At 71.9% G+C, this 25,846-nt stretch carries 24 protein-coding genes; 6 read left to right on the forward strand and 18 right to left on the reverse strand.

Translation table 11 applies throughout. The annotated features are described in order from the left end of the window. Positions 1 to 177: 177 nt before the first annotated feature. From HAV39_RS11575 to HAV39_RS11590, 4 genes are all read right to left on the reverse strand, one after another. The gene (locus HAV39_RS11575; RefSeq protein ID WP_239120539.1) at positions 178 to 1,140 is read right to left on the reverse strand and encodes a MurR/RpiR family transcriptional regulator; all 963 of its coding nucleotides are present in this window, start codon (positions 1,138 to 1,140) and stop codon (positions 178 to 180) included. A gap of 210 nt (positions 1,141 to 1,350) precedes the next feature. Beyond that, positions 1,351 to 2,751: a hypothetical protein gene (locus tag HAV39_RS11580; RefSeq protein WP_191839176.1), complete on the reverse strand. Its 1,401-nt coding sequence runs from the start codon at positions 2,749 to 2,751 to the stop codon at positions 1,351 to 1,353. 109 nt (positions 2,752 to 2,860) lie between these two features. After that, on the reverse strand, positions 2,861 to 3,079 hold the full coding sequence (locus HAV39_RS11585) for a hypothetical protein (protein ID WP_191839177.1): 219 nt from the start codon (positions 3,077 to 3,079) through the stop codon (positions 2,861 to 2,863). Then, positions 3,076 to 3,279, reverse strand: a complete 204-nt coding sequence (locus tag HAV39_RS11590) for a hypothetical protein (protein WP_191839178.1) — start codon at positions 3,277 to 3,279, stop codon at positions 3,076 to 3,078. Before HAV39_RS11590 ends, HAV39_RS11585 begins: the two co-directional genes overlap by 4 nt. Before the next feature lie 401 nt (positions 3,280 to 3,680). Here HAV39_RS11590 and HAV39_RS11595 point away from each other — a divergent pair, with 401 nt between their 5' ends. From HAV39_RS11595 to HAV39_RS11605, 3 genes are all read left to right on the forward strand, one after another. Next, positions 3,681 to 4,463: an AlkZ-related protein gene (locus HAV39_RS11595; protein WP_191839179.1), complete on the forward strand. Its 783-nt coding sequence runs from the start codon at positions 3,681 to 3,683 to the stop codon at positions 4,461 to 4,463. After that, a complete protein-coding gene (locus tag HAV39_RS11600; protein ID WP_191839180.1) occupies positions 4,450 to 5,184 on the forward strand; it encodes a dienelactone hydrolase family protein in 735 nt (244 codons plus the stop codon). Before HAV39_RS11595 ends, HAV39_RS11600 begins: the two co-directional genes overlap by 14 nt. Positions 5,185 to 5,432: 248 nt before the next feature. Next, positions 5,433 to 8,816: a glycosyl hydrolase gene (locus HAV39_RS11605; protein WP_191839181.1), complete on the forward strand. Its 3,384-nt coding sequence runs from the start codon at positions 5,433 to 5,435 to the stop codon at positions 8,814 to 8,816. A gap of 81 nt (positions 8,817 to 8,897) precedes the next feature. On the opposite strand, the gene HAV39_RS11610 is transcribed toward HAV39_RS11605, so the two are convergent. Together HAV39_RS11610 and HAV39_RS11615 are read right to left on the reverse strand one after the other, a co-directional pair. After that, positions 8,898 to 9,266, reverse strand: coding sequence for a nitroreductase/quinone reductase family protein (locus tag HAV39_RS11610; RefSeq protein WP_191839182.1), 369 nt, complete (start codon positions 9,264 to 9,266; stop codon positions 8,898 to 8,900). 34 nt (positions 9,267 to 9,300) lie between these two features. Further along, entirely contained in the window at positions 9,301 to 10,620 is a 1,320-nt protein-coding gene (locus tag HAV39_RS11615; RefSeq protein ID WP_191839183.1) for a glycosyltransferase family 2 protein, read from the reverse strand. A gap of 302 nt (positions 10,621 to 10,922) precedes the next feature. Between HAV39_RS11615 and HAV39_RS11620 the strand changes: the two genes are divergently transcribed. From HAV39_RS11620 to HAV39_RS11630, 3 genes are all read left to right on the forward strand, one after another. After that, positions 10,923 to 12,434, forward strand: a complete 1,512-nt coding sequence (locus HAV39_RS11620; RefSeq protein ID WP_191839184.1) for a methionine--tRNA ligase — start codon at positions 10,923 to 10,925, stop codon at positions 12,432 to 12,434. A gap of 250 nt (positions 12,435 to 12,684) precedes the next feature. Beyond that, positions 12,685 to 13,557 (forward strand): DUF72 domain-containing protein, encoded by an 873-nt coding sequence (locus HAV39_RS11625; RefSeq protein ID WP_191839185.1) that lies wholly within the window; start codon positions 12,685 to 12,687, stop codon positions 13,555 to 13,557. A gap of 92 nt (positions 13,558 to 13,649) precedes the next feature. Then, positions 13,650 to 14,465, forward strand: a complete 816-nt coding sequence (locus HAV39_RS11630; RefSeq protein ID WP_191839186.1) for a glycosyltransferase family 8 protein — start codon at positions 13,650 to 13,652, stop codon at positions 14,463 to 14,465. Positions 14,466 to 14,479: 14 nt separating this feature from the next. On the opposite strand, the gene HAV39_RS11635 is transcribed toward HAV39_RS11630, so the two are convergent. Genes HAV39_RS11635 through HAV39_RS11690 form a run of 12 tightly spaced genes read right to left on the reverse strand, consistent with a single transcriptional unit; the run spans position 14,480 to position 25,837 of the window. Further along, positions 14,480 to 15,154 (reverse strand): GAP family protein, encoded by a 675-nt coding sequence (locus tag HAV39_RS11635; RefSeq protein ID WP_191839187.1) that lies wholly within the window; start codon positions 15,152 to 15,154, stop codon positions 14,480 to 14,482. Positions 15,155 to 15,214: 60 nt separating this feature from the next. Then, positions 15,215 to 15,772, reverse strand: coding sequence for a hypothetical protein (locus HAV39_RS11640; protein WP_191839188.1), 558 nt, complete (start codon positions 15,770 to 15,772; stop codon positions 15,215 to 15,217). Between the two features lie 10 nt (positions 15,773 to 15,782). Next, positions 15,783 to 16,265, reverse strand: coding sequence for a hypothetical protein (locus HAV39_RS11645; protein ID WP_191839189.1), 483 nt, complete (start codon positions 16,263 to 16,265; stop codon positions 15,783 to 15,785). Positions 16,266 to 16,287: 22 nt separating this feature from the next. Continuing rightward, a complete protein-coding gene (locus HAV39_RS11650) occupies positions 16,288 to 17,583 on the reverse strand; it encodes an MCE family protein (RefSeq protein WP_203736225.1) in 1,296 nt (431 codons plus the stop codon). Then, entirely contained in the window at positions 17,580 to 18,821 is a 1,242-nt protein-coding gene (locus tag HAV39_RS11655; RefSeq protein ID WP_191839190.1) for an MCE family protein, read from the reverse strand. Before HAV39_RS11655 ends, HAV39_RS11650 begins: the two co-directional genes overlap by 4 nt. Then, positions 18,818 to 19,927 carry an MCE family protein gene (locus tag HAV39_RS11660; RefSeq protein WP_191839191.1) on the reverse strand — a complete coding sequence of 370 codons (1,110 nt, stop codon included), beginning with the start codon at positions 19,925 to 19,927 and terminating at the stop codon, positions 18,818 to 18,820. Before HAV39_RS11660 ends, HAV39_RS11655 begins: the two co-directional genes overlap by 4 nt. Continuing rightward, positions 19,927 to 20,994 carry an MCE family protein gene (locus HAV39_RS11665; protein ID WP_239120538.1) on the reverse strand — a complete coding sequence of 356 codons (1,068 nt, stop codon included), beginning with the start codon at positions 20,992 to 20,994 and terminating at the stop codon, positions 19,927 to 19,929. The genes HAV39_RS11660 and HAV39_RS11665 overlap by 1 nt, the downstream gene beginning before the upstream one ends. Continuing rightward, positions 20,991 to 22,019, reverse strand: coding sequence for an MCE family protein (locus HAV39_RS11670; protein ID WP_191839192.1), 1,029 nt, complete (start codon positions 22,017 to 22,019; stop codon positions 20,991 to 20,993). Before HAV39_RS11670 ends, HAV39_RS11665 begins: the two co-directional genes overlap by 4 nt. Then, on the reverse strand, positions 22,016 to 23,269 hold the full coding sequence (locus HAV39_RS11675; RefSeq protein WP_191839193.1) for an MCE family protein: 1,254 nt from the start codon (positions 23,267 to 23,269) through the stop codon (positions 22,016 to 22,018). Before HAV39_RS11675 ends, HAV39_RS11670 begins: the two co-directional genes overlap by 4 nt. A 4-nt stretch (positions 23,270 to 23,273) precedes the next feature. After that, complete coding sequence (locus HAV39_RS11680; protein ID WP_120319370.1) at positions 23,274 to 24,071, reverse strand: MlaE family ABC transporter permease; 798 nt, start codon at positions 24,069 to 24,071, stop codon at positions 23,274 to 23,276. A gap of 1 nt (position 24,072) precedes the next feature. Beyond that, positions 24,073 to 24,831 (reverse strand): MlaE family ABC transporter permease, encoded by a 759-nt coding sequence (locus HAV39_RS11685; protein ID WP_191839194.1) that lies wholly within the window; start codon positions 24,829 to 24,831, stop codon positions 24,073 to 24,075. 49 nt (positions 24,832 to 24,880) lie between these two features. After that, on the reverse strand, positions 24,881 to 25,837 hold the full coding sequence (locus tag HAV39_RS11690; RefSeq protein ID WP_191839195.1) for an ABC transporter ATP-binding protein: 957 nt from the start codon (positions 25,835 to 25,837) through the stop codon (positions 24,881 to 24,883). Between the last annotated feature and the right edge of the window lie 9 nt (positions 25,838 to 25,846).

A 25,846-nucleotide genomic window follows, 5' to 3' on the forward strand; every position in this document is an offset into this window, starting at 1 on the left:
CTTCGTTGTGCTGTCCTGCCCGGCCGCCCCACCGGGACCGGTTCGCCACGCGGCCGCCTCTTCTCCCCCCCGGCTGCCCCGGTCCCCGGCGGCCCGGTCCCGGCGTCGCCCGGCGACCTGCTTCCACGCGCCACCGGGCCTGCCCGGCAGGCGCGTCGCGCCCGCCGCTGTCGACCGTCAGTCCGCGGCGCTGCGGGGCACGACCGGCCGCGACAGGTCCACGGCCTCGCGGGCCGCACGGCGGCGGTGCGAGGTCGGCTCGTCGTGCAGCCGGTGCGCCTGCACCGCACGCGCGGTCACTTCAAAGGCCTCGGTGGTACGCGCATACGTGCGCTGCGCCACCGCGACGTAGATCAGGTCGAGGGCGACCAGCTGGCCGTGCAGCGCCGACAGCGCCGCGAGCCGGAAGGTGGTCTCGTGCACCGCCGTGGTCAGCACCACGTCCACGGCCTCGGCCAGCGGCGACTTGTCGAACGAGGTCACCGCGACGGTGAGCGCGCCCGCGTCGGCGGCCTCGGCCAGCACCTCGATCACCTCGCGGGTGCGGCCGCTGTGCGACAGGCCGATCGCGACGTCGCCGGGGCCGAGCAGGGCCGCGTTGGTCAGCGCCTTGTGCGCGTCCTCCCGGTGCCAGCAGGGCACCCGGATGCGCTCCAGCCGGAACGCCAGCTCCCGCGCGGCGGTGCCGCTGCTGCCGATGCCGAACAGCTCCACCCGGTTGGCTCCGGCGATCGCGTCGGCGACGCGCGCCACCTGGGCGAGGTCGAGCCGGGCGGCGGTCTCCTGGATGGCGCGGGCGTCCGCGCTGGCGATCACGCCGAGCACCCGGTCCATCGGGTCGCCGGGCTCGATCTCCCGGTCGATGTCGGTCTCCCAGCGCGCCTGCGCCTCGCGCCCGCTCTCGGTCGCGATGGCGACCCGCAGCGCGGCGTATCCCTTGAAGCCCAGCACCCGGCAGAACCGGGTCACCGTCGCGGTCGACGTGCCGGCCCGCTCGGCGAGATCCACGATGGAGGCCTGCGCGGCGAGCACGGGGTCTTCCAGGATCTGCTCCGCCACCCGCTGCAACGCGTCGGGCAGGTTGGGCAGCTCCATCCGCATCCGGCCGATCACACCCTGCACAACAATTCCCTTCATCATGGTCCGTTGATGAAGAAAATTACGACCCACAGTCCACAGTGTCAATGCCGGACAACAAAAATTTTGACGCCCCAACCCGTTACCGCGCAGCAATAATTTTGATCGCCCCTCGCGATCGGACGCTTGATCGCCCGACTTGCCAGGCAGGTGTGCGTATCTCGAACCCGTACTCGCCCAGGTGCCAGGCAAGTCGAGCAATCATGGGCGGTGTCAGATGCGGACGAAGCCGATCATGGCGGAGCCGATGCCCGCCTGGAGGACGGTGGCGGACACCAGCACGGCGGTGGGCCAGAAGCGCTCGGTGCGGGCGCACAGCCAGGCCGCGCCGATCTGCAGGTACACCGCCAGGAAGATCCACAGTCGGACCGTCTCGCCGCGGTTGATCCCCCACAGGTCGAGCACGATCAGCACCGCGATCCCGGACAGCGTCAGCACCGCGGCCGGGTGCACCGACCGGCGGCGCACCGCGTCGAAGGCCGCCGCCGCGAGCATCACGCAGGACGCGACCCCAGCCGCCAGCGCCAGGTACCACAGGTTGCGGGTCACCCACATGCCGTACGGCCGCCAGCGGGCGTTGAAGTCGTTCGCGTCGGCCAGCACGTACGCGAAGTTGTCGAACAGGTCGTAGCCGAACAGTCCCCACATCGCCGCGTAGCAGGCGGCGAACCCGACCAGCGCGAACCCGGCCAGGCGCAGCGCGTCCGACCAGGACGTCTCGCGCCGCCGCAGCGCGACGCCGAGCAGCGCCGCGAACACGATGCCCAGCACCAGCGGCAGCGCCTCGACGAAGACGGTCAGGTAGAGCGCGCCGCCCAGGCCCAGCGCGTACCCGGCCCGGCCGGTCTTGAGGAAGCGCACGTGCAACCACAGCGCGAGCAGGATCGGCACCGGGGAGACGGCGTTGAGCACCGGGACGAAGTACAGCGCGCCGGGCAGGAACAGCCCCAGGACCAGGGTGTACAGCGCGATCCGGCGGTCGCCGGTCAGGTCGCGCACGATGAGCCACAGCAGCACGGCGGACAGGTTGGCCACGGCCAGCACGGCGACGCCCATCGCGACCGGGCCGAGGCCGAGCGCGTCGAGCAGGAAGTACAGCATCGTCTTGCCGGGCATGTTGGTGCGCGCGTGCGGCGGCAGCTGCTCGACCAGGCCCATGTAGTCGCCCATGAACTCGCCGATGCTCCAGCGCTGCGACGGGGAGTGGAACGAGTTGGCGCGGTCGCTGACCACGATGTCGCCCAGCGACGGCAGGGCGTACCGGCGCAGCAGCAGCTGGAGCGGGATCACCGCGAGGAACCAGCCCGCGACCACGGCCCGGTCGAAGCGCACCGGCAGGCGGCGCGACAGCCACAGCAGCCCGAGCACGGCGGGCGCGACCACCAGGGCGGGCCACACCACGTGCCACTCCCCGGCCGCGCGGTCGTACGGATAGGTCCACCCGGCCAGGCGCGACCCGGTCGGCAGCCGCCGCAGCAGCATCGCCACGACGGCGAGCACGGTCAGGCCCGCCCCGGCGAGCGCCGCCCAGGCCACCAGGCGCGGCACGCCCGGCCGCGAGCCGACCGGCGCGATGGCGCCGGCATCCCGCTTCTCGACCAGAACCCTGTCCACGTGTCGCCTCTCCTCGCCCGTGCGTGACGTCCGCAGGGGCTAACGAGCCAGCACGCGAACAGGGCCCCGACCGAGGTCGAGGCCCTGTTTCAGCGGGTGTGCAGGCCGGTCAGGCGCGGGGCGGCGCGGTGGCGCCGCCGGCCCGTCGCGTCCACGCGACAGCGGTGTCGGGGCGGCCGCCGGAATCCCGGGCGACCTGCGCGGTGCGGTCCTGCCGGCAAGACTTGATCATTTCCACGCCCGCGCCGGCCGTCGCCGCCGGTCTCGGGTCCAGGGAGGCCCGCAGGGCGGAGGCGGACAGCACCTCGCAGCGGACGGCCGGGGTCACGCCGGCACCACCTGGGTCTCGCTCACGATCGAGAGGATGTCCTCGACCGAGACTCTCGCCCTGTTCGCGACATGTTCGATCGGAACATTGCACGCGATGGCCTCACGGATCGCGGAACGCCACACCTTGTCGGCGTCGTCGGCGCGACCGGCAGATGCCTCGTCCACCAGACACAACGCCAGATCAGAGTTGACGTACACAGTCGATCTCTCCTTCCGTGGCGCCCGGGGTCTCGGAGCGCCGTGCGGGCGGCCCGGCGCACCGGGTGCCCTCACCCGAACAAGACTCCGCCAAACAGGGGTGCGAAACATCCGCCACCACGCGGAAAGCCCGAACAAGTAAAAAAGGATTAACGTCCCGATAACTCGCACCGCGCCCGGGGCGACCCCTGCAAGATCGTCCGACTTGCCTGGCACGTGGGCATATCCCGGCTCATGATTCGCACATGTGCCCGGCAAGTCGGACGATCTTCGCGGTGCGGCCGGACGGGTGCGCGGTGGCACGGAGCGCGGCGGGAGGGTCGAAACCGTGCGGCCTGCCGCAACGGGCCGGAAGGTCACGAAACGGGCGGGCGTCGGAGGTGGCGGATAGGCTCCGGCGCATGGTCGATGATCAGGAACTCGCCCTGGCTCGCGCCCGGGGCGACCGCTGGCTGCCCGAGGCCAGGCCGCAGACCGTCGAGGACGCGGGCCGCTTCGTCGACGACGTCGGCTTCGCCCTGCTGTTCCCCGCCGAGAACGCCCTCGCTCCCTCGCTCTACGAGACCGTCGCCGACGACGACGCCGTCGCCTGGGCCGACGGCATGGGCGAGGCCGAGTCCACCGTGTGGACCTGGAAGGACGCGCTGCCCGAGGCCGGGCTCGCCTGGTACGGCAAGTTCCTGTTCCGCCGCGCGAGCCTGCTCTCCCCCACCCTGCTGCGCGCGCTGTACACCGGGGACGGCGAGCTCGACGACCACGAGGACCTCGACCTGCCCCGCGAGGCGCACGAGATCGCGCGGGCGCTGCTCACCGGGCCGCTGACCTCCCGCGCCTTGCGCGAGCTGATCGGGGATCGGGCCGCGTACGACCGCGCCATGACCGAACTGCAGCGCCGGCTGCTGGTAACGTCCGCTGGCGTGCGCGAACAGCGCGCCGGCTGGCCGGCCTCCATCGTGGACCTGACCTGCCGCCGATTCGACGTCGGCGGCGGGCACGACGCCGCCACGGCGACTCGCCGCTACCTGGAGACCGCCGTCGAGGCGACCCCGGCGCAGCTCGCGCGGGCGTACGGCTGGACCGCCGCCGTCGCCCGGTCCCACCTGGACGCCCTCGTCGACGCCGGACAGGCGCGGCGGCGGGCGTCCGCCTACCGCAGCCAAGGAGCAACCGATGTGCCACAGTGACGACAGCCAGGCCCCGCAGGCCCCGAACGCGGGCGCGGTGGCCGAGCACGGCCCGCTCGAACTGCACGCCGAGGACGGCAACAACCTCGCCGCGTACCGGGCGGTCCCGCAGACCCCGAACGGCATGAAGATCGTCGTGCTGCCGGACGTGCGCGGCCTGCACCCGTTCTACGTCGGGCTCACCCAGCGCCTGGCCGAGGCCGGCTACGAGGCGATCGCCATCGACTACTTCGGCCGCACGGCCGGGGTGTCCCAGCGCGACGAGAGCTTCCCCTACATGGACCACATGCCGCAGGTCACGCCTGCGGGCGTGTACGCCGACACGGCGGCCGCGATGGCAGTGCTGACCGCAGCCGACCCGGACGCGTCGGTGTACACCATCGGGTTCTGCTTCGGCGGCAGCCAGTCGTGGCGGCTGGCCGCCTCCGACCTCGACCTGGCCGGCGTGATCGGCTTCTACGGCCAGCCGGCGCGGGTCGCCGACGTCGTCGACGAGGTGGAGAAGCCGATCCTGATGCTGGTGGCGGGCGCGGACTCGACGCCGCTCAGCGAGTTCGAGAAGTTCGCCGCGCAGCTGGAGGAAGCGGGCGTCGGCCCGGAGATGCACGTGTACGAGGGCGCGCCGCACTCCTTCTTCGACCGCTCCTTCGACCAGTGGCAGGACGCCTGCACCGACGCCTGGAACCGGATCATCTCGTTCACCACCCGGCACCGCCACTGACCGCCGAGCCATCGATGACGGCCCCGTGAGAGCGCTCTCACAGGGCCGTTTTCACGTTATGCCGTCCCGCCTCCGTCTCGCTGTGTCCACCTCCCGGGATTAACTCAGATGCCATGGCCCCGAAACATTGACGTATCGAGGGGTTGCCCGATAGTTTGCGCTCAGAGAGCGCTCTCACGGCTTTCACCGGCATCACCGCTCCTCCGTTCTCCCACGCCATGCCAGCCCCAGCCCCGGAGGCCATGCACATGGAACCGTCCATCCGGTCCGTGACCCCAGGCGGCGAACCGCGCCGCGCGGGTCACCGACGTCAGTCCTGGGCGCGCCACCGCGCCCTCGTCCTCGGCTCGGTCGCCGTCCTGGCCGCAGCCCTGTTCGGCATCGCCGTCGCGCAGACCGCCCAGGCCGGCACCGTCGGCGCGGGCAGCTACCTCGACAGCCTGCCCGCGGGCCGCTCGGTGCCCGCCGGCTGCGGCTCGCTGTCGACCAACCCGCGGCAGTACGTCACCGCCAACGCCCCCACCGGCGGCGTGCCCACCAACGACTGGTGGTCGTCGCTGCTGTTCAAGAAGTTCGACTGCAGCTACAGCGAGCCGCTGCACGCGCACCCGATCTCCTACGACACGCTCGCGGGCGGGCTCGGGTTCTCCTACAACACCACCGCCGCGATCAGCGGCAGCGCGACCGGGCCCGGCGAGTTCCACTACCCCTACGTGCAGGACATGCTCGTCGGCGTGGCCGGTCTGAACTCCCCCGACACCAAGGTCGACGGGTGGAGCGACTGGACCGTCACGCCGTACTGGAGTGACGGCGCGCGGACCATGAAGGCCACCATCGGCCACGGCCTGCCGTTCGCCTACTTCCAGATCACCGGCGGCAACGCGCAGCTCACCACGGCCGCGACGCCGACGGTGTGGTCCAACAGCGGCGGCCAGATCGGCTTCAACGTCAACGGGCGCGACTACGTCGCCTACGCCCCGACCGGCTCCACCTGGTCGGTCAGCGGCACGTCGATCAGCTCGTCGCTCAACGGCCAGGGCTTCTTCTCGGTCGCCGTGCTGCCCGCCGGCGCCGACCGGGTCGCGCTCGCCAGCACCTACGGCCAGTACGCGCACGCGCACGTCACCGGCACCCGGGTGTCCTACAGCTACAACCAGGCCGCCAGCACGCTGAACACCACGTACACCTACCTGACCACGGCCCGGCAGGGCTCGCAGACGGCCACCGTCGCGGCGCTGTACCCGCACCAGTGGAACAGCCTGACCGGCGCGACGCCGCTCGCGAACACCTACACGAGCGCCCGCGGCCAGATGAAGATCCTCACCGGCATCGGCTCGTTCACGACCTCGATGAAGTACACCGGCGTGCTGCCGGAGATCCCCGCGGTCGCGGACAGCTCCGGCGGCGACCTCACCACGATCACCAACTACCTCAACGCGGTGGCGGGCAACCCGGCCGACTTCCGCGGCGACGACACCTACTGGACCGGCAAGGGCCTGGGCCGCGCCGCGCGCATCGCCGAGATCGCCGACCAGCTCAACCTGACCTCGATCCGCGACACCGCGCTGAGCACCATCCGGACCCGCCTCAACGACTGGTTCACCGCCTCGGCGGGCAAGACCAGCCGGGTCTTCTACTACAACAGCGCGTGGGGCACCCTGCTCGGCTACCCGGCCTCCTACGGTTCCGACCTGGAGCTCAACGACCACCACTTCCACTACGGCTACTTCGTGGCGGCGGCGGCGACGCTGGCCAAGTTCGACCCGACCTGGGCCACCAACAGCCAGTACGGCGGCATGGTGGACCTGCTGATCCGCGACGCCAACAACTACGACCGCACCGACACCCGCTTCCCGTACCTGCGTGACTTCGACATCTTCGCCGGTCACGACTGGGCGGCCGGGCACGGCGCGTTCGGCGCGGGCAACAACCAGGAGTCCTCGTCCGAGGGCATGAACTTCGCCAACGCCCTGATCCAGTGGGGCCAGGCGACCGGCAACGCCGCCGTGCGCGACGCCGGCATCTTCATCTACACCACGCAGTCCGCGGCGATCGCCGAGTACTGGTTCGACGTGCGCAACCAGAACTTCCCGGCCGCCTTCGGGCACAACACGGTCGGCATGGTCTGGGGCGACGGCGGCGCGTACGCGACGTGGTTCTCCGGCGAGCCGGAGATGATCCAGGGCATCAACATGCTGCCCATCACCGGCGGGCACTTCTACCTCGGCGACAACCCGGCCTACGTGTCGACCAACTACAACGAGCTGGTCACCAACAACGGCGGCGCGCCCACCGTCTGGCAGGACATCCTCTGGGAGTTCCTGGCCCTGGGCAACGGGCAGACGGCGCTGAACAACTTCAACGCCAACAGCGGGTTCACCTCCGAGGAGGGCGAGTCCAAGGCGCACACCTACCACTGGATCCGCAACCTGGCCGCGCTCGGCAACGTGGACACCTCGATCACGGCGAACCACCCGCTGGCCAAGGTGTTCAACAAGAGCGGCGTGCGCACGTACGTGGCGTCGAACATCGCGAACACGGCGATCACGGTGACCTTCTCCAACGGCACCACGCTGTCCGTGCCCGCCTGCAAGACGGTCACCTCAGGCGCGTTCACCTGGACCGGCGGCAACGCCTGCGGCGGCGGCAACCCGACGCCGTCGAACCCGCCGTCCTCGCCGCCCGCGTCGCCGAGCCCGTCGCCGTCGGCTCCGCCTTCGCCGAGCCCGTCGCCGTCGCCGAACCCGCCCGGCGACTTCGCCGCCACGCGTTACCTGGTCTCCGGCGGCGGCCTGCCCGGCACCGCGGGCGGGGCCGGCACGGTCACCGTGGCCGCGGCCAACGGCAACTGGGACGGCGTCCCCACCAACCCGCAGGTCTTCACCGCCACCGGCCTCACCGCCACGCACAACGGCGGCGCGACCAACTTCGACATGTACGTCGACGCGGGCACCGGAGTCGGCAACGCCACCCAGGTCCGGGTGTCGTACGACTTCACCGGCAACGGCAGCTGGGACCGGCTGGAGACGTACAACTACTTCCCCACCGACCCGGTCGCCGGCTACGAGCACTACACCCAGGCGTTCGGGGTGAAGACCAGCACCGGCTCGTTCGCGAACCTGGCCAACGGCTCGGTGCGGGTGGAGATCTGGAGCGCGATCGGCAGCACGTCGACCACCCTCGGCGTCGGCAACCAGTCCCGGGTCGTGCTGCCCTACACCGGCACCACGAGCCAGCCCTCGGTCAACGTGGCGCTGAACAAGCCGGTCCTGGTGTCCAGCACCGAGACGGCCGCCTACCCGGGCTCGGCGGCGGTGGACGGCAACGCCACCACCACCCGCTGGTCCAGCGCGTTCAGCGACCCGCAGACGATCCGCGTCGACCTGGGCCAGACCTATTCCATCAGCCGGGTGCGCCTGGTCTGGGAGGCCGCCTACGGGTCGGCGTACCAGATCCAGACCTCCCCCGACGGCAACGCCTGGACCACCATCCGGTCCGTCACCGGCGGTGACGGCGGCGTCGACGACCTCACCGGCCTGACCGGCTCCGGCCGCTACGTCCGCGTCAACGCCACCACCCGCGCCACCGCCTGGGGCTACTCCCTCTTCGAGTTCGAGGTCTACGCCCCCTAGCTGAGCGAAGGAAGGGCACCTTCCCATCGCTCCGCGATGGGAAGGTGCCCTTCCTTCGTCTGACGGCCGCTGCGCAGCGCGTCAGTACGTCGGATGCACCGCCACGACCATCGCGGTGGCCGCCCAGTCGGACAGCTCGTCGCCTTCCCGCCAGCCCTCGTAACGGGCGGCCAGCAGCCGGCGGGCCTGCGCTTCGGCGTACGGGTCAGCGGCGACGGGGCGGGCCTCGGCCGGCACCGCGCCGTCGGGGGTCAGCTCGCGCGGCCCACCGACCCGCCATAAGACCTGCGGGTTCGCGAGGATGTTGCGCACCCAGTCGGCCCGCTCACGGTCGCCGGACATCAGGTAGATCACCCCGCCCCGGGTCGCGTACCAGATCTCGACGGTGTGCCACTGGCCGGTGTTGCGGCCGACGGTGCTCAGGTAGCCGTATTCGCTGCTCTCAGTCATGCATACGATCTTGCTAGTTGAACCGAGGTTGAGGTCAAGACGCTGTGACGCGGAACAATGTCACGTCTCCACAGTGTTCGGTGCGCGCCTGCGGATAACGGCGTCGCAGCAGCGACCCGAAGAAATCCGGGCTGGTCAGCGCGGGCACGTCCGCCGTGAACGCCTTCTCCGCCGGGCCGCCGCCGTACACCAGCACCACCTCGCGCGCCTGCGCCAGCCCCAGTCGCAGGAAGCGCGACAGCTCACGCTGCTCCAGGAAACGCCACACGTCCACGCTCACCACCGTGTCGAACGTGCCGTCCGGGAACGGCGACCACACCCCCAGCAGGTGCAGGTTGCGCTCGGACACCGGCCGCCCGTGGTCGTAGGTGACCGACCCCTGCCCGAGCGCCACCTCGTCGGTGCCGAACGCCTGGCACAGCACCGCGCCGGACAGCTCCGTCCGCAGCAGCGACGCCACGTCGGGCAGCCGGCCCAGCCCCAGCTCGGCACAGCAGGCGAGGACCCGGCGGTAGTGCCGGATCTTGCGGGTGACGTCGCTGGGCGCGGGCAGGTCGACCAGCTCCGCGGCCAGGCTGCGGTGCTTGTGCCGGAACAGCTCCAGGTTGGCCTGGTAGTCGCCCGCCAGGTTGGTCAGGTCGCGCACCGCCGGCACGTGGAAGCCGACGGCCAGGCCGTCGTAGCCGAACCCGTCGTCGCCGAGCACCTGGTGGATGCGGTACGCCAGGTCGGTGTCCTCGAATCCCCAGCGTGCCCCGTACGCCTCGTCGAACATGCCCGCGTCGAGGACGGTCTGCCGCGGCATGGACACGTTGTTGGTCAGCGCGAACACCCACGGCGCACCGGCCAGCCACTGCCGCGGCTCGCTGTCGCGGCCCGGCACCCGGAACCGGAAGTCCTCGTGCACCGGGCGCACCAGGTCGGCGGTGAGCGGCTCGCCCGCCTGCGCCGCCGCCAGCACCGCCCAGTCGCCCTCGTAACGCTTGCCGATCAGCACCGCCGGCCCGTCGCGCCCGTCGTGGAAGGCCAGGTGCCGGGCCAGCAGGTGCGGCTCGGTCAGCACGTCGCTGTCGAGGAAGCAGACCAGCTCACCGGCGGCCAGGCGCACCGCCTGGTTGCGCGCCGCGGCCCGCCCCAGGTTCGCGGGCAGGCTGTCGAACCGGAACCGGAAGGGGTACGCCGCGGCGGCGAGCTCCGCATACGGCAGCGGGTCGGAGCCGTCGTTGACCACGACGACCTCGAACAGGCCGGGGTCCAGGGTCTGCGCGCACAGCGTGGCCAGGGTCAGCGCCAGCGTGTGCGCGTCGCCGAACGTCGGAATGAGCACACTCAACCGCGGGGCACCGCCGGACATGTCACTCCTTCAGCGGCGGGGCCGCGCTCTCACGGGGCTTACCGTCCGATCCTGCTGCTTTCGGGAGAGCGCTTCAACAACTACTCAGCCAGTGGAACATGTCGATCGTTCAACTTCTGCCCGGAAACCTCGTCGCGGGCGCGGCCGCCCGGTGCTACCTTGGCGGCGTGATCTTCTCGTCGTGTCCGGTGATGATGCCCCGCTTCCGGGGCTGCTGACACGCGCGTTCACGACCGCGAGGCCCGAGTCCGGGGCCTCGGCACGGGTCGACGCTCCGGCTTTCGTCCAGCCAGGAGGAACCCATGACCCGCGTCTACCTCACCACCACCATCCCGTACGTCAACGCCGCCCCGCACCTCGGCTTCGCCCTGGAAGCGGTGCAGGCCGACGCGCTCGCCCGCCACCAGCACAGCCTCGGCCACGAGGTCAGGCTGCTCACCGGCACCGACGACAACTCGCTGAAGAACGTGCTCGCTGCCGAGCAGGCGGGCGTGGGCGTGCAGGAGTTCGTCGACGCCAACGCGGCCCGGTTCGCGGGGCTGCGCGAGCCGCTGGCACTGTCGTACGACGATTTCATCCGGACCAGCCGCGACCCGCGCCACCGACCCGGCGTCGAACGGTTCTGGCGCGCCTGCGCGCACGACCTCTACACCGGCACCTACACCGGCCTGTACTGCGTCGGCTGCGAGCACTACCTGACCCCCGACGAGCTCGACGGCGCCGGGCACTGCCCCGAGCACGGGGTGCCGCCGCAGCGCATCGAGGAGCAGAACTGGTTCTTCCGGCTGTCCCGCTACGCGCAGCCACTGCGGGAGGCGATCACCAGCGGGCGGCTGCGCATCGATCCGGAGTCGCGGCGCAACGAGGTGCTCGCGTTCATCGACGCCGGGCTGCGCGACTTCTCCGTGTCCCGGTCGCAGCAGCGGGCCCGCGGCTGGGGCATCACCGTGCCCGGCGACCCCGACCAGGTGATCTACGTCTGGTGGGACGCGCTGGGCAACTACCTGACCAGCCTGGACTACGGCACCGACGGCGAGGCGTACCGCACCTGGTGGGAAGGCGCGGACCGGCGGGTGCACGTGATCGGCAAGGGCGTGCTGCGCTTCCACGCCGTGTACTGGCCGGCGATGCTGCTGTCCGCCGGGCTGCCCCTGCCCACCGACATCCTGGTGCACGACTACCTCACCGCCGACGGCCGCAAGATCAGCAAGTCGTCCGGGGCGACCGTCGACCCGGTGGCGCTGGCCGAGGCGTACGGCACCGACGCGGTGCGGTGCTGGCTGCTGCGCGAGGTGCCCCGGGTCGGCGACGCCGACTTCACCGTCGATCGGCTGGTCGCCCGCGCCAACGAGGACCTCGCCGGCGGGGCCGGCAACCTGGTCAACCGGATCGTCACCATGGCGCACCGCTTCCGGGCCGGTCGCGTCGACCTCGCCGTGCCCGCCGCGCCGGACGCGAAAGACCTGGTCGCGGCCTGCGCTGACGCACCCGGGCTGATCGCGGCGGCGCTGCACGACTTCGACTTCCGCCGGGCGACGGCCGCGGTGTGGGCGGTGGTCGAGGAGGCCAACCGGCACATCGACCGGGCGCGCCCGTGGGAGCCGGCCAAGGCCGAACGCGGCGGCGACACCGAGGCCGGGGCGCGCCTCGACGCCGCATTGTCCGTGCTCCTCGGCGCGTGCCTGACGCTCGGCGACCTGCTCGCCCCGTTCCTGCCCGGCGCAGCCGCGCTGATCACCGCCCAGTGCACCGCAGACTCCGACGGCACCCTCCCTCCGGTCACCCCACTCTTCCCTCGCCTGGAACCCGCCTGACCCAACCGCCAGTCCGCCGCCGGTCACCGGATCGGCGCGACCCACCGGGTCGGCGCGACCCACGAAGATCGCTGTTTCCGTCAAGAACTCGGGCAACACCGCAGATCGTGACCAGAAACAGCGATCTCCTCCGGTCCACCCGGCGGCGGGGTCAGTCGATCATGAAGTTGTGGGTGCAACACGCCGTTGAGCCGTGCCATAAGTTCATGATCAACGCGTGGGGGTGGGCGGGGTGGGGTAAAGGGGAGGTGTGGGTGAGGTGCGGGTGGGGACCGCTTCGTGGACGGACAGCACGCTGCTGGCGTCGGGGTGGTATCCCGAGACGGCGAAGTCGCCCGAGGACCGGTTGCGCTACTACGCGCGCCGGTTCCCGCTGGTCGAGGTCGACGCGACGTACTACGCGTCACCGGCCGAGAGCACGGTGGCACTGTGGGCGGCACGCACCCCGAAGGACTTCGTCTTCAACATCAAGGCGTTCAGCATGCTCACCGGCCACCCGACCAAGGTCAGCGCGCTGCCCAAGGACCTGCGCCCGGAGACCGACAAGCCCAACGTCTACCCTGACGGGCTCGCCCCGCAGGCCTACGAGGAGGTGTGGACCCGGTTCCTGGCCGCGCTGGATCCGCTGGTCGAGGCGGGAAAGCTCGGCATGGTCCTGTTCCAGTTCCCGCCGTGGTTCACCATCCGCCGCGACAACAAGCAGTACCTGCTGGAGGTCGCCGAACGCTGCGCGCCGCTGCGGGTCGGCATCGAACTGCGGCACGAGTCGTGGTTCTCCGGCGACAACGCCGCCGAGACGCTGGAGTTCCTGCGCAAGCACCGGCTGCCGTACGTGTGCGTGGACATGCCGCAGGGATACAAGAACTCCGTGCCGCCCGTGGTCGCCGCCACGGCCGACCTGGCCGCGGTGCGCTTCCACGGCCACAGTGACAAGTGGACCAGCAAGGACATCCACGAGAAGTTCGGCTACCTTTACTCACCTCGTGAGCTGAAGGACTGGGCGCCGAAGCTGCGCGAGCTGTCCGGCGAGGCGGAGCAGACCCACGTGCTGATGAACAATTGCTACTCCGACTACGCCCAGCGCAACGCCGCCCAGCTCATCGACCTGCTCGGCGCGACGTGACCGCGAGATGTCGTGCAAGGAGTCGACGACCTCCGGTTAAGAACACAATGTACACGGTGTAAAATCTTTAGATCTATGATAGACAATGTCCTATGGACATTGCCTTCGCCTTCGACGAGGCATACGCCGACCACGCCCAGGTCGCCGTCGAATCGCTGCTCGACTGCCACCCCGGGCGCACGGACATCACGTGCTGGCTGCTCACCACCACCGACGTGGCCAAGGAACGGGAGGCCGCACTGCGCCGCCAGTTCGCCGGACGCGCCCGGCTGCGGCTGCTCACCACCGGCGACGGCTTCCGCGCCCTGCCCGTCGTCGACGAGGAGTGGCTCGCCTACGTCAGCACCGGCATGTACCTGCGCCTGCTCCTGCCCGACCTGATCGGCGACCAGGCGCGGCGACTGCTCTACCTCGACGCGGACGTGCAGGTGTGCGGCGACCTGACCCCGCTGTGGGAGGTCGACCTCGGCGACGCGCCGCTGGCCGCGGTCCGCGACGCGTTCACCGCGACCTTCGCCACGCACGGCGGCGTGCCCGGGGCGGGCGCGGAACACGACCCGGACGCGCCCTACTTCAACTCCGGCGTGCTGCTGATGAACCTGCCCGTGTGGCGGCGCGAGCGGGTGTCGGCGCGCTGCCTGGCCTACCTGGCCGAGCACGCGGGCCGGTTGCGCTTCCCGGACCAGGACGCGCTCAACCTGGTGGCGTACGGGAAATGGCTGCGACTGCCGCACCGCTGGAACAACATGCGCAGCTTCCTGCTGGAGCAGCAGCCCCGCCCGGCCGACCCGGACGTGCGCATCATGCACTTCGCCGGCCCACGCAAACCGTGGACCGAGGGCTTCCGCCCGGGTTTCCGGCAGGATCGCCACCACGCGCTGGCCGCCCGGGTGGCCGCCTTCGCCTGACCGGCGGCATCGGGTCAGTGGGCGAGGATGCCGCGCAGGCCGTGGCTGATCAGCAGGATGCCGAAGACCAGCAGCAGACCGGCCATGACCAGCAGGTGGTGCTTGGACAGCCAGGTCTTGAGCCGGTCGAGGTGCCGCGCGGCGCGGTCGCCGCCGGCCAGGTAGAGGACCACCGGCACCGCGACCGGCAGGCACGCCAGCACCGCGAAGATGCTCAGCGCGACCATCGCGACGACCGTCGACGACGCGGCGAGGCTCTTGGCGGCGCCGACGCACAGGGCGAGGTTCTTCGGGTCGACGCCGTACATCAGCAGCGCCAGGATCGCCGCCTTCACCGGTGACCAGCGGTCGGCGCTCGCCATCCACTTCGGCATGGCGTGCTGCCCGTTGGCCCGGCGGTGCCGCACGAGGTGCATCCATGCGGCGTACAGCAGGACCAGACCAAGCCCGATGCGCACTACCTGCGAGACGGTGCCGCCCTGGTGTTCGCCCTCGAGGTAGCCGTAGCCGGTGAGGATGTAGACGGCGGCGCCCACCGCGATCACCCCGGCGAGCGCCCCGGCCAGGAACGCGGGCCCGGCGATCCGGGCCCGGTCGGAGAACAGCACGAGGATCACCGCGATGATCGGCAGCGGACTGGCCGCCACCCCCAGCGCGTACGGCACCACCCCCGCGACCGCCCCGCCCACACCCTCATCCTCGGCGACGCCGCCCTGGCCGGGGCCGGTTCCCTCGGACGATCTTGCTGATCAGATCGCGGCGACGGTGGTGACCTTCCAGGCGCCGTCGGTGCGGGTGAAGGTCAGCACGACCCGGTTCTGGTCGACCTTCTCGCCGGTGATGTTCACGTTGCGCCGGTACTGGTTGACGAAGACCAGCAGCTCCACCCGGTCGGGTGCGGCCGTGACCACGCTGATGCCGGTGACCTGGGCGGTCACCACGGCCTGCTCCTTGACCGCGGCCTCCTTGAGCGACGCGGTGGTGCGGGCGTACTCCTCGGCGAACGTGCCCGCCGCGAAGGACCGCCCGCTCGCCGCGCTCGCGTCGAAGGTGCGGTAGTCGTAGGAGAACAGCGCCGCGGCAGCCGCCGGGGCCACGGCCGCGCACTCCCGCGCGGCCGCCTCCGCCTCGCCCAGGCGCGCCCGGTCGAACCACAGGTACCACCCGACGCCCAGCACGACCGCGATCGCCAGGGACAGCGCGAGCACCGCCGGTCTCGGCCGGCGCGCCGGCCCGTCACCGTCGCGCGGCTCGTCGGCCGGCGCGTCGTCGAGCTTCACATCGGTCACAGCCATCTGCACGGTCACCGTCTCTCCCCTATCCCACGAACTGCAGCTTGGCGACCAGCCACGCGCCGCTGCCGGCGTCGCGGGCCAGGTCGAGCTGGATGCGGTAGTGGGCCACCCTGCCCTCGGGCGCCTTCACGTTCTTCACCGTCGCGTCGGCGGCCACCAGCACCACGGCCGAGTCGGCGTCGGACGACACCAGCCCGGCCCGCAGCGCGGACCCGGTGGACTCCACCTTGTTCTCCAGCACCGCCGCGCGTACCGCGGGCATGCCCTGCTGGAACTGCTCGCCGAACTCGCCGGTCGCGGCGACCGCGACCCGGGCCAGGTCCTGGTCGATGGTGGCGGCGCTGACCGACACGAAGTCCACGACGAACTGGCGCGCCGCGGACACCGCCTGCTCGCGCGCCCGCTCCCGCTGCTGCGTGTCGTGCCAGCGCCAGCCCAGCCAGCCGGCCGCGCCGAGCGCCACCACCAGCACGGCCGACAGCACCGTGGTCGACCTGAGTCTCATCGTCGTCTCCTTCGTCAGGCCGTCAGGGCGCGAGCCCGTTGAGCAACAGCAACTTCCAGGACTGCTCGCCCGCCGTGGCGGCCTGCCCGCCGGTGCCGCCGAACTGCAGCGGCAGCCCGTCCGGCCCGATCACCAGCCCGGTCACCGGGTCGAACCCGGCGACGGTGGTGCCGGGCGCCGGCGCGATGGGGCTCGCGCCGGCGCCCGGGCCCGCGGGCGCCGCACCCGCGCCCAGGGGCGCGGGGGACGGAGGGGCACCACCCCGCGGGGCTTGAGTGGAGCTGCGTACGCCCGAACCGCGTCCCAGCTCGGCGCCGGTGCACCGCAGGGACTGTCCGGACTTGGTGTAGTTGCAGGCCGGCGGGTCGCCGACGTTGAGCACCAGGCCCAGGTGCGCCGTGCCGTCACCCGGCGCGACGGTGAACCCGCCCGCGACCACCAGCGGGTACGTCACCAGGATCTGTTCGATGCCGTCCAAGCGGCGCACGGCGACCCCGTTGACCGTGATCAGGTTGCCCAGCAGCGGGCCGAGTGACGGGTCGAGGTCGCGCAGCAGCGCCAGCAGCTCCGCCGAGGCGGGCGGCCCGTTGGCCAGCAGCCGGCGCAGGTCCGGGTCGGCGGCTCGCACCGTCGCGGACAGCTGAGCGAGGGCCTTGGCGAATCGCCGGATCTCGTCGGCGGACCGTGCCTGGGTCTCCAGCACGGTGGCCGAGTCCTGGATCAGCGCCACGGTCTGCGGCAGGTACGTGTTCGCGTCGGTGAGCAGCGCGTCACCGGAGTCGAGCAGGGTGCGCAGGGCGCTCTCGTTGCCCGCGAACGCGGTGCCCAGCTCGTCGACGAGCACCCCGAGCTCCGCCGGGTCGACGGAGGCGACCAGGGCGTCCAGGTTCGACAGCAGTGTCTCCACGGGCAGCGGCACCCCGGTCCGGCTCGCCGGGATCACGTCCCCGTCGGCCAGGTAGGGCCCGGCGTCGGTCTCGGGGCGCAGGTCGACGTACTGCTCGCCGACGGCGGACCGGTGCGCCACCACCGCGCGCAGGTCGGCGGGCACCCGGGTGCCGCCGTCCAGGCGCAGGTCGACGCGCACCCCGTCGCCGTGCAGGCGCACGGCGTCGACCCGGCCCACCGGCACGCCGCGGTACGTGACCGAGGCGTTGGCGAAGATGCCCCCGGCCACCGCGAAGTCGGCGTGCACGGTGTAACGGCCGGTCAGCCCGTCGCCGACGCCTACGTAGCGCACCGCGACGTAGCCGACGCCGAGCACCCCCACCAGCGCGAACACCAGCAGCTGCAACCGGGCGAGCCGAGTGAGGATCATGCTGCGCCTCCCGTCAGCAACTCGGGCAGGCCGCCGCGCACGCGGACCACCTCCCCGGTCGTCGGATCCCAGCGGCCGTCGCGCGTCGCGGTCAGGGGCAGCCCGGGCAGGCCCGGCAGAATGCCGCTGGGCAGGATGCCGCTGGGCACCGGCAGCGGCAGCGCGGGCAGGCTCGGCAACGGCAGCGCGGGCAGGCTGGGCAGCGGCAGGGGCAGCGTAGGCAGCGGCAGGCCGGGCTTGCTCGGGGCACTCGGGGTGGCCGGGCCCGCAGCCAGGGCGTTGGCCAGGATCGAGGCGGCGTCGAGGTCGAGCGTGGCGTGCAGGCGTACGAAGTCGCCCGCGATCGCCTTGCCCGCGTTCGGCGGGAACGGGTAGGACAGCGCGAAGTCCAGCCCGCGCGGCAGCGCGTCGCCCGCCTTGACCAGCTGCTCCAGCAGCGGCTGCAGGGCGCGCAGCGAGCGCAGCGTGTCGTCGCGGCTGGCCTCGATGACACGCTCGCCGACCGCGCCCAGGTCGCGCAGCGCGGTCAGCATCGCGGTGAGCTGGGGCCGCTGGTCGGCCAGCACGGTCAGGCCGGGCTCCAGCGCGTCCACGGCCTGCGCCAGTGTCCCGGTCTGCTCGGCCAGCCGGGCGGAGAAGCGGTCCAGCGCCTCGATGGCCCGGACGATGTCGTCCTTCTGCGCGTCCAGCCCGGCCACGAACCGGTCCAGTTCCCGCAGCGCGCCCTTGGCGTCGCCTTCCCGGCCGGACAGTGCCTTGGTGATCTCCGCGTTGATCGTCTTGAGCTGCCCGAGCCCGCCGCCGTTGAGCAGCAGGCCGAGCGCGCCGAGCACCTCCTCGACCTCCGCGCCGCGCCGGGTGCGGGCCAGCGGGATGGTGTCGCCGTCGGACAGCGTGCCCTGGGCCGCCTCGCCCTGCGGCGCGGCCAGCGCGACGAACTTCTCGCCGAGCAGGCTCGACTGGCGGATCGCGGCGGTCGCGTTGTCGGGCAGCGCGACCGTGTCGGCGACCTTCAGCCGCACCACCGCGGTCCAGCCGTGCAGCTCGATGCCGCTGACGCTGCCCACGGTCACGTCGTTGACCTTCACCGCGGCCTGCGGCACCAGGTCGAGCACGTCGGCGAACTCGACACTCACCCGGTAGGACGGCCCGTCCGGCGCGCCGCCCGGCAATCCGGCGTCGCAGCCCGCCAGCAGCGCCGTCACCAGAACGGCCAGCGCCCGTGCCCCTGGCCTCATTTCTTCACCACCGCCTGGAGCAGCTTCTTCAGTTCGGCGGTGAGCGGCAGCTTCGCCGTCTCCAGGGTCTTGGCCAGGTCCGTGCAGGCGGCGGGCACCTGCGCCACCGGGACACTGCTGACCAGCAGCGAGCAGACGAAGCTGGCGGGCTCGTACGGCCCCAGCGCGTTGTCCCGGGTGTCGATCGTGCCCGAGCGCGGGTTGTACGCCAGGTTCAGGTTGGACAGCGCCAGCGGGGCCATGTCCAGGACCTGGGTCAGCGCCTGCTGCTGGCGCGCCAGCACCCCGGTCAGGTCGGCCAGCGCGGCGACGTTCGCCTTGAGCTCGGCCCGGTTGGCCTTGACGAACGCGGCGACGTCGGCCAGCGCGCGCGACAGCGCCCGCACCGCGGCGGCGAGGTCTTCGCGCTCGGCGGCCAGCTGCTCGGAGACGGCGGCGAGCCGGTCGTCGAACTCGCGCACCGTGCCGTCGCCGGCGGCCAACATGCTGGTGAACTGCTGGAGGTCGGCGACGGAGCCGAACAGGTCGTCACGGCCGGCCGACAGCGTCGACATCGCCTGCGACAGCCCGGACAGGGTCTGGTGTAGCTCGTCGCCGTTGCCGCGCAGGTTGGCCGCGCCGGTGCGCACCAGGCCGCGCAGCGCGCCGTCGGCGTTGGCGCCCTGCGGCCCGAGCGCCGTGCTCAGCTCGTCCAGGGACCGGTAGACCTCGTCCAGCTCGATCGGCACCGAGGTGCGCTCCGCCGGCAGCTCGGCCCCGTCGGGCAGCGCCGGTCCGCCGGTGTAGGCGGGGGTGAGCTGCACGTACCGGTCGCTGACCACGCTCGGCGGGACGATCAGCGCCTTGGCGTCGGCGGGCACCGGCCAGGCGGGGTCGTAGCGCAGTTCCACGCGTACCCCCCGGCCCTGCGGGGTGACCGCGACGACCTCGCCGACCTCGACCCCCAGCACCCGCACCTCGGATCCGGCGTGGATGCCGACCGCGGCCGGGAAGTGCACCGTCAGCCGCAGCCGGGCCGGCTCCTGCCGCACCACCAGCGCCGCGGCCGCCACGGCCACGGCCAGCACGCCCGCGCCCGCGACCCGCCAGGTGCGTTTCCGGTTCATCAGCGACCTCCCGTCGACGGGGTGAAGCCCTGCACGAGTCCGTCCACGTACGAGTCGAACCACCGGCCGTTGCCGGTCACGTTCGCGAACGCGGTGACGAACGGGGCGAGGCTGGTCAGCGTCGCCTCCAGCCGGGTCCGGTTGCGCTGGAGCACGCCGACGACGGTGCGCAGGTTGCGCAGCGCGGGGCCGAGCGTGTCCTTGTTGTCGGCGACCAGCCCGGACAGCTGCTCGGACAGCTCGACGGTCGCGCCGAGCAGGGTGTGGATCGCGTCACGGCGGCGCTGGACCTCGGCCAGCAGCAGGTTCGCGTCGCCGAGCAGCTTGCGGAACTCCTCGTCGCGGTCGGCGAGCACCTTGGTGACGCCGCGGGTGTGCGACAGCAGCTCACGTAGCTGCTGGTCGCGGGAGGCGACGGTCTGCGAGAGCCGGGACAGGCCGGACAGCGACGCCTGCACGCTGGCCGGGGTGTCGGCGAACGTCTCCGACAGCACCGTGAACGCCTGCGCCAGCTGCCCGGTGTCGATCTCCTGCAGGGTGCCGGCCAGCCCTTCCACCGCCTGCATCACGTCGAACGGCGACGAGGTGCGGGCCAGCGGGATCTCGGCGTCCTCCGCCAGCCTCCCGTCACCCTGCGGCGCCAGCGCCAGGTACTTCTGGCCGAGCACTGTCTTGATCCTGATGGTGGCGCCGGTGTGCTCGCCGAGTTCGACGTCGCGGACGCGGAAGGTGACCCGCACGTACGGCCCGGACTCGCCACGGGCCAGCGCCACGCCGGTGACCTTGCCTACCTTGACTCCGGCGATGCGGACCTCGTTGCCCTCGGCCAGGCCGGACGCGTCCCGGAAGGCGGCGTGGAAGGTGTCGCCGCCACCGATCAGCGGCAGGTCGTCGATCCGGAACGCGGCCAGCAGCAGCCCGAGCGCGACGACGATGCCGACCGCGCCGACCAGCGCGGGCCGCGACCGGCGCGGCGGCCGAGCGGTACGTCGCGTGCCGCCGCTGATCGCGCGGGCGGCGGCCGCCCGCAGCCGGGTCAGCGGGCGCGTCGGGACAAGCCGCTTCACCGGCCACCTCCGGAGCACTTGGCGGACGTGCCGTCGAGCGTCGCCGGCTTGAGCGTCTTGCCGGCGGCGACGACGCGGCCGTCGAAGTCGCACAGGTAGAAGTTGAACCACGACCCGTACGAGGCGGTGCGGGTCAGCGCGTCGAGGCGGCCGGGCGCGGTGGCCAGGGTCTTCTCGATCACCGCGGTGTTGTCGATCAGGGTGTCGGCGAGCCTGTTCAGCGCGGTGATGTCGGCGGCGACGCTGGGCCGGGCGTCGCGCAGCAGCGACGAGGTCGCGTCGGCCAGGCCGCTGAGGTTGGTCAGCGCGTCGCCGATCGCGGTCCGGTCCCCGGCCAGCCCCGACACCAGCAGTTGCAGCTGCTTGACGGTCTCCGACAGCCGGGCGTCACGCTCGTCGAGCGTGCCGAGCACGGTGTTCAGGTTGGTGATGACGCGGCCGATGACCTCGTCGCGGTCGGCGAGCGTGCCGGTCAGCGACGCGGTGCGCCGCAGCAGGTCGGCCACGGTGCCGCCCTCGCCCTGCAGCATTTTGACGATCTCGAACGCGAAGCCGTTGACCTCGTCCGGGGACAGCCCGGCGAACAGCGGCCGGAAGCCGTTGAACACCACGGTCAGGTCCAGCGCGGGCGTGGTCTGCGCGAGCGGGATCAGCCCGTGCTCGGGCAGCGGGGCGGCGCCGCCCGGCCCCTCGGCCAGCGCCAGGTAGCGCTGGCCGACCAGGTCCCGGTAACGGATCTTCGCGCGTACGCCCGCAGCGAGACTGACCTGCTCGTCGACGGTGAACTCCAGCTCCGCGATCGTGCGGTCGACCAGCCGGATCGCGGTCACCTCGCCGACCCGCACCCCGGCGATGCGCACGTCGTCGCCGACCAGCACGCCCGTGACGTCGGTGAACCGGGCCCGGTAGGTGTGCCCGCCGCCGAACCCGAACGAGCCCAGCGTCTGCGCCAGCGCGCCGGTCAGCACCAGCGTGACCGCGGCGAACACCAGCAGTTTGAGCAGCGGACCCCGCACGCCCCTCATGACGCGTTCACCACCGTTCCACGCAGCAGCGGGCCCCACAGCAGCACCGCGACATCGGGAACCTGCTCGGGACCGGCCCCTTGGGCCAGCCCGAGCAGGGGCTTGAGCAGCGCCTGCTCCTGCGCGGTGCCGGCCGGGCCCATGTCGGCGAAGGGCAGCGGCGAGCGGTTCGCGCCGTAGTCGTAGCCGTCGTCGATCGGGTGCTGCGCCGCCGGGACCTTCGGATCCGGCAGACCGCGGCACTGCGGGCCGTCATCGGCGCCGTAGACCGGCCGGGCGCCGGCGGTGTACTTGCCGTTGTCCCGGCCCACTTCGAGGGTGATGTGCATGCGGCCGGTGCTGAACACCTTCTCCACCCGCGGCTGCAGTGCCACCAGGCCGCGCAGCAGGCAGGGATACTCCGGGGCGTACGCCGCCAGCAGCTCCAGCACCGGGCGGCTGACCTGGCCGACCTGGACGATCCGCGCGTCGTGCCGGTCCAGGAAGTCCCGCCCGCGCCCGGCCAGGTCGGTGGTGTCGGCGAGGAACCGGCTCAGCTCCGCGCGCTGGTCGACGACGGTCCGCGCGGTGACGGTGACGTCGCGCAGCAACGCCAGCAGATCCGGCAGCGCGCCGTGGTAGACGTCGAGCACCTGCGCCAGCCGCTTGACGTCGGTCGCGATGAGCGGCATCTGCTCGTTCAGCGCGGCCAGGTAGGCGTTGGCGGTGCTCAGGTCGCGGCCGAGCTGGTCCCCGCGCCCCTCCAGGGCGTACGCGAGCGCGCCGAGCGTCGCGGCGAGCTTGTCCGGCTTGATCGACTGCAGCACCGGCAGTGCCCGGTCGAGCACCTGCTCCAGCTCGACGGCGCTGGCCGACCGGTCCTGGTCGATGACCGCGCCAGGGCGCAGCGGCTGCCCGGCCGGCGTGGCCGGCGGGACGAGCTCCACGTAGCGCTCGCCGAACAGCGTCTTGGGCAGCAGCCGGGCCGTGACGTCGGCCGGGACCAGGCCGATCAGCGCCGGGTCCAGTGCCAGCCGCAGCGTGGCGGCCGCGCCGTCGGCGCGGATCTCGCGCACGTCGCCGATGACGACACCGCGCAGCTTCACGTCGGCGCCCTCGGACAGCTGCATGCCGACGTGGTCGGTGCGCAGCGTCACCCACTCCACCGGCGTGAACGCCCGCTGGTACACCAGCACCGACAAAGTCAGCGCACTCACCAGCACCAGCACGAAGCCCGCCCCCAGCAGACGCTGCCTGATCACCTGCGTCACGCCCTCACCCCGCGATCCGCACGGTCGTGCCCGCGCCCCAGATGGCCAGGGAGAGGAAGAAGTCGACGATGTTGACCGCGACGATCGCGGTGCGCACCGCGCGGCCGACCGCGATGCCGACACCCGCCGGGCCGCCGCTCGCGGTGAACCCGTAGTAGCAGTGGATCAGCACCACCAGCACGCTGAACACCAGCACCTTGCCGAACGACCAGAGCACGTCGCCGGGCGGCAGGAACAGGTCGAAGTAGTAGTCGTAGGTGCCCGGCGACTGGCCGAAGTACACGGTGGCGATGCCCCGGGTCGCGACATAGCTGGCCAGCAGGCCGAGCACGTACAGCGGGATCACCGCGACGAAGCCGGCGATCATCCGGGTGGTGACCAGGAACGGCACCGACGGGATCGCCATCACCTCCAGCGCGTCGACCTCCTCGGAGATCCGCATCGCGCCCAGCTGCGCGGTGAACCCGCAGCCCACCGTCGCCGACAGGGCCAGTGCCGCGACCAGCGGCGAGATCTCCCGGGTGTTGAAGTAGGCCGAGATGAATCCGGTGAAGGCACTGCTGCCGAGCTGGTTGAGCGCCTGGTAGCCCTGCAGGCCGACCTCGGTGCCGGTGAAGAAGGTCAGGAAGCAGATCACGCCGATGGTGCCGCCGACCACGGCCAGGCCGCCGGTGCCGAAGCTGATCTCCGCGAGCAGGCGGGCCACCTCGCGCTTGTAGCGGCGCAGCGTACGCGGCGTCCACGCCGCCGCCTTCAGGTAGAAGGCCAGCTGGCCGCCGAGATTGTCCAACAGGCGCCACATGTCAGGACCCCTTCTGCGGCACGACCTGGAAGTACACCGCGGTCAGCACGAAGTTCAGCGCGAACAGCAGCATGAAGGTGATCACCACGGCCTGGTTGACGGCGTCGCCGACGCCCTTGGGCCCGCCCTTGGCGTTCATCCCCAGGTACGTCGCCACCAGCGCGGCGACGAGGCCGAAGACCAGTGCCTTCAGCTCCCCGGAGATCAGGTCGGGCAGCTGCCCGAGCGCCTGGAAGCTCGCCAGGTAGGAACCCGGCGTGCCGCCCTGCATGATCACGTTGAAGAAGTAGCCGCCGGACACGCCGACCACGCTGACCACGCCGTTGAGCAGCACCGCGACCAGCATCGACGCCAGCACCCGCGGCACGACGAGGCGTTGCACCGGGTCGATGCCCAGCACCCGCATCGCGTCCAGCTCCTCGCGGATCTTGCGCGCGCCGAGGTCGGCGCAGATCGCCGAGCCGCCCGCCCCCGCGATGATCAGCGCGGTCACGATCGGGCCCGCCTCGCGCACCACCGCCAGCACCGACGCCGCGCCGGTGAACGACTGCGCGCCGAGCTGGCGCACCAGCGAGCCCAGTTGCAGCGCGATCACGGCGCCGAACGGGATCGACACCAGCGCCGCCGGCATGATCGACACCGACGAGATGAACCACGCCTGCTGCACGAACTCGCGCACCTGCCACGGCCTGCGGAACAGCGCCCGCGCCGTGTCCCCGCAGAAGATCAGGAAACCGCCGACGGCGGCCAGCGCCCTCATGCCTTCTCCTCGCTGGGCGCGCTCATGCCGTCTCCCGTGCTGCGCTCGCTCATGCCCGGTCCTCGTATGCCGGTGGCTCGAACGAGCCCGGTGGCGGGTTCACCCCGTGGGCGGCGCACCACCGGCCCGGCTCTCGCTCGGCGCGGCGGGGGCCGCCGTCGGAGGGGCGCAACTGCACCGGGATCGGCGGCAGCGCGGCCAGACGCCGGCCGGAGGCGGCCTCGGCGGCCAGCTCGTCGGCGTCCTTCTCCTCGGACATCCCGATCGGGCCGACCCGCTGCGCGTTGAGGAACTGCCGCACCACCGGCTCGGTGCTCGACAGGAGCATCTCCCGCGGCCCGAACATGGCCAGGTGCCCGTGATAGATCAGCCCGATGTTGTCCGGCACCGTGCGCGCGGTGTTGATGTCGTGCGTGACGATCAGGAACGTCGCGTCGAGCTGCTGGTTCAGATCCACGATCAGCTGGTTCAGGTATGCCGTGCGCACCGGGTCCAGGCCCGAGTCGGGCTCGTCGAACAGCACGATCTGCGGGTCCAGCACCAGCGCGCGGGCCAGCCCGGCCCGTTTGCGCATACCCCCGGAGATCTCGCCGGGCAGCTTGCGCTCCGCGCCGGTCAGGCCGACCATCTCCAGCTTCTCGCCCACGATCACGCGGATCTGCGCCTCGGTCATGCGGGTGTGCTCACGCAGCGGGAACGCCACGTTGTCGTAGATGTCCATCGACCCGAACAGCGCGCCGTCCTGGAACAGCACCCCGAACAGCTTGCGCACCTCGTAGAGCTCCCGCTCGGGCAGCGCGGGCAGGTCGCGGCCCTCGATCCAGATCGAGCCCCGGTCCGGGCGCAGCAGCCCGACCAGGGTCTTCAGGAACACCGACTTGCCCGTGCCGGAGGGCCCGAGCAGCACCGAGATCTCCCCCGCGGGCAGCGTCAGGGTGACGTCCGACCACACGGGCGTGCGCCCGAACGACTTGGTCAGCCCCTCGACCCGCACCTCGACGCCCACCGCGCTCCC

The organism is Catellatospora chokoriensis (genome assembly GCF_011297315.1).
Lineage (GTDB): Bacteria > Actinomycetota > Actinomycetes > Mycobacteriales > Micromonosporaceae > Catellatospora > Catellatospora citrea.

What these genes read in the sequence shown, in the direction of transcription:
- HAV39_RS11630 (WP_191839186.1), top strand. Translation starts at nt 13,650, where the DNA reads ATGGACATTGCCTTCGCCTTCGACGAGGCATACGCCGACCACGCCCAG.
- HAV39_RS11600 (WP_191839180.1), top strand. Translation starts at nt 4,450, where the DNA reads ATGTGCCACAGTGACGACAGCCAGGCCCCGCAGGCCCCGAACGCGGGC.
- HAV39_RS11655 (WP_191839190.1), bottom strand. Translation starts at nt 18,821, where the DNA reads ATGAGGCCAGGGGCACGGGCGCTGGCCGTTCTGGTGACGGCGCTGCTG.
- HAV39_RS11620 (WP_191839184.1), top strand. Translation starts at nt 10,923, where the DNA reads ATGACCCGCGTCTACCTCACCACCACCATCCCGTACGTCAACGCCGCC.
- HAV39_RS11610 (WP_191839182.1), bottom strand. Translation starts at nt 9,266, where the DNA reads ATGACTGAGAGCAGCGAATACGGCTACCTGAGCACCGTCGGCCGCAAC.
- HAV39_RS11645 (WP_191839189.1), bottom strand. Translation starts at nt 16,265, where the DNA reads ATGAGACTCAGGTCGACCACGGTGCTGTCGGCCGTGCTGGTGGTGGCG.
- HAV39_RS11670 (WP_191839192.1), bottom strand. Translation starts at nt 22,019, where the DNA reads ATGAGGGGCGTGCGGGGTCCGCTGCTCAAACTGCTGGTGTTCGCCGCG.
- HAV39_RS11685 (WP_191839194.1), bottom strand. Translation starts at nt 24,831, where the DNA reads ATGAGGGCGCTGGCCGCCGTCGGCGGTTTCCTGATCTTCTGCGGGGAC.
- HAV39_RS11605 (WP_191839181.1), top strand. Translation starts at nt 5,433, where the DNA reads ATGGAACCGTCCATCCGGTCCGTGACCCCAGGCGGCGAACCGCGCCGC.
- HAV39_RS11660 (WP_191839191.1), bottom strand. Translation starts at nt 19,927, where the DNA reads ATGAACCGGAAACGCACCTGGCGGGTCGCGGGCGCGGGCGTGCTGGCC.
- HAV39_RS11650 (WP_203736225.1), bottom strand. Translation starts at nt 17,583, where the DNA reads ATGATCCTCACTCGGCTCGCCCGGTTGCAGCTGCTGGTGTTCGCGCTG.
- HAV39_RS11680 (WP_120319370.1), bottom strand. Translation starts at nt 24,071, where the DNA reads ATGTGGCGCCTGTTGGACAATCTCGGCGGCCAGCTGGCCTTCTACCTG.
- HAV39_RS11595 (WP_191839179.1), top strand. Translation starts at nt 3,681, where the DNA reads ATGGTCGATGATCAGGAACTCGCCCTGGCTCGCGCCCGGGGCGACCGC.
- HAV39_RS11575 (WP_239120539.1), bottom strand. Translation starts at nt 1,140, where the DNA reads ATGATGAAGGGAATTGTTGTGCAGGGTGTGATCGGCCGGATGCGGATG.
- HAV39_RS11615 (WP_191839183.1), bottom strand. Translation starts at nt 10,620, where the DNA reads ATGTCCGGCGGTGCCCCGCGGTTGAGTGTGCTCATTCCGACGTTCGGC.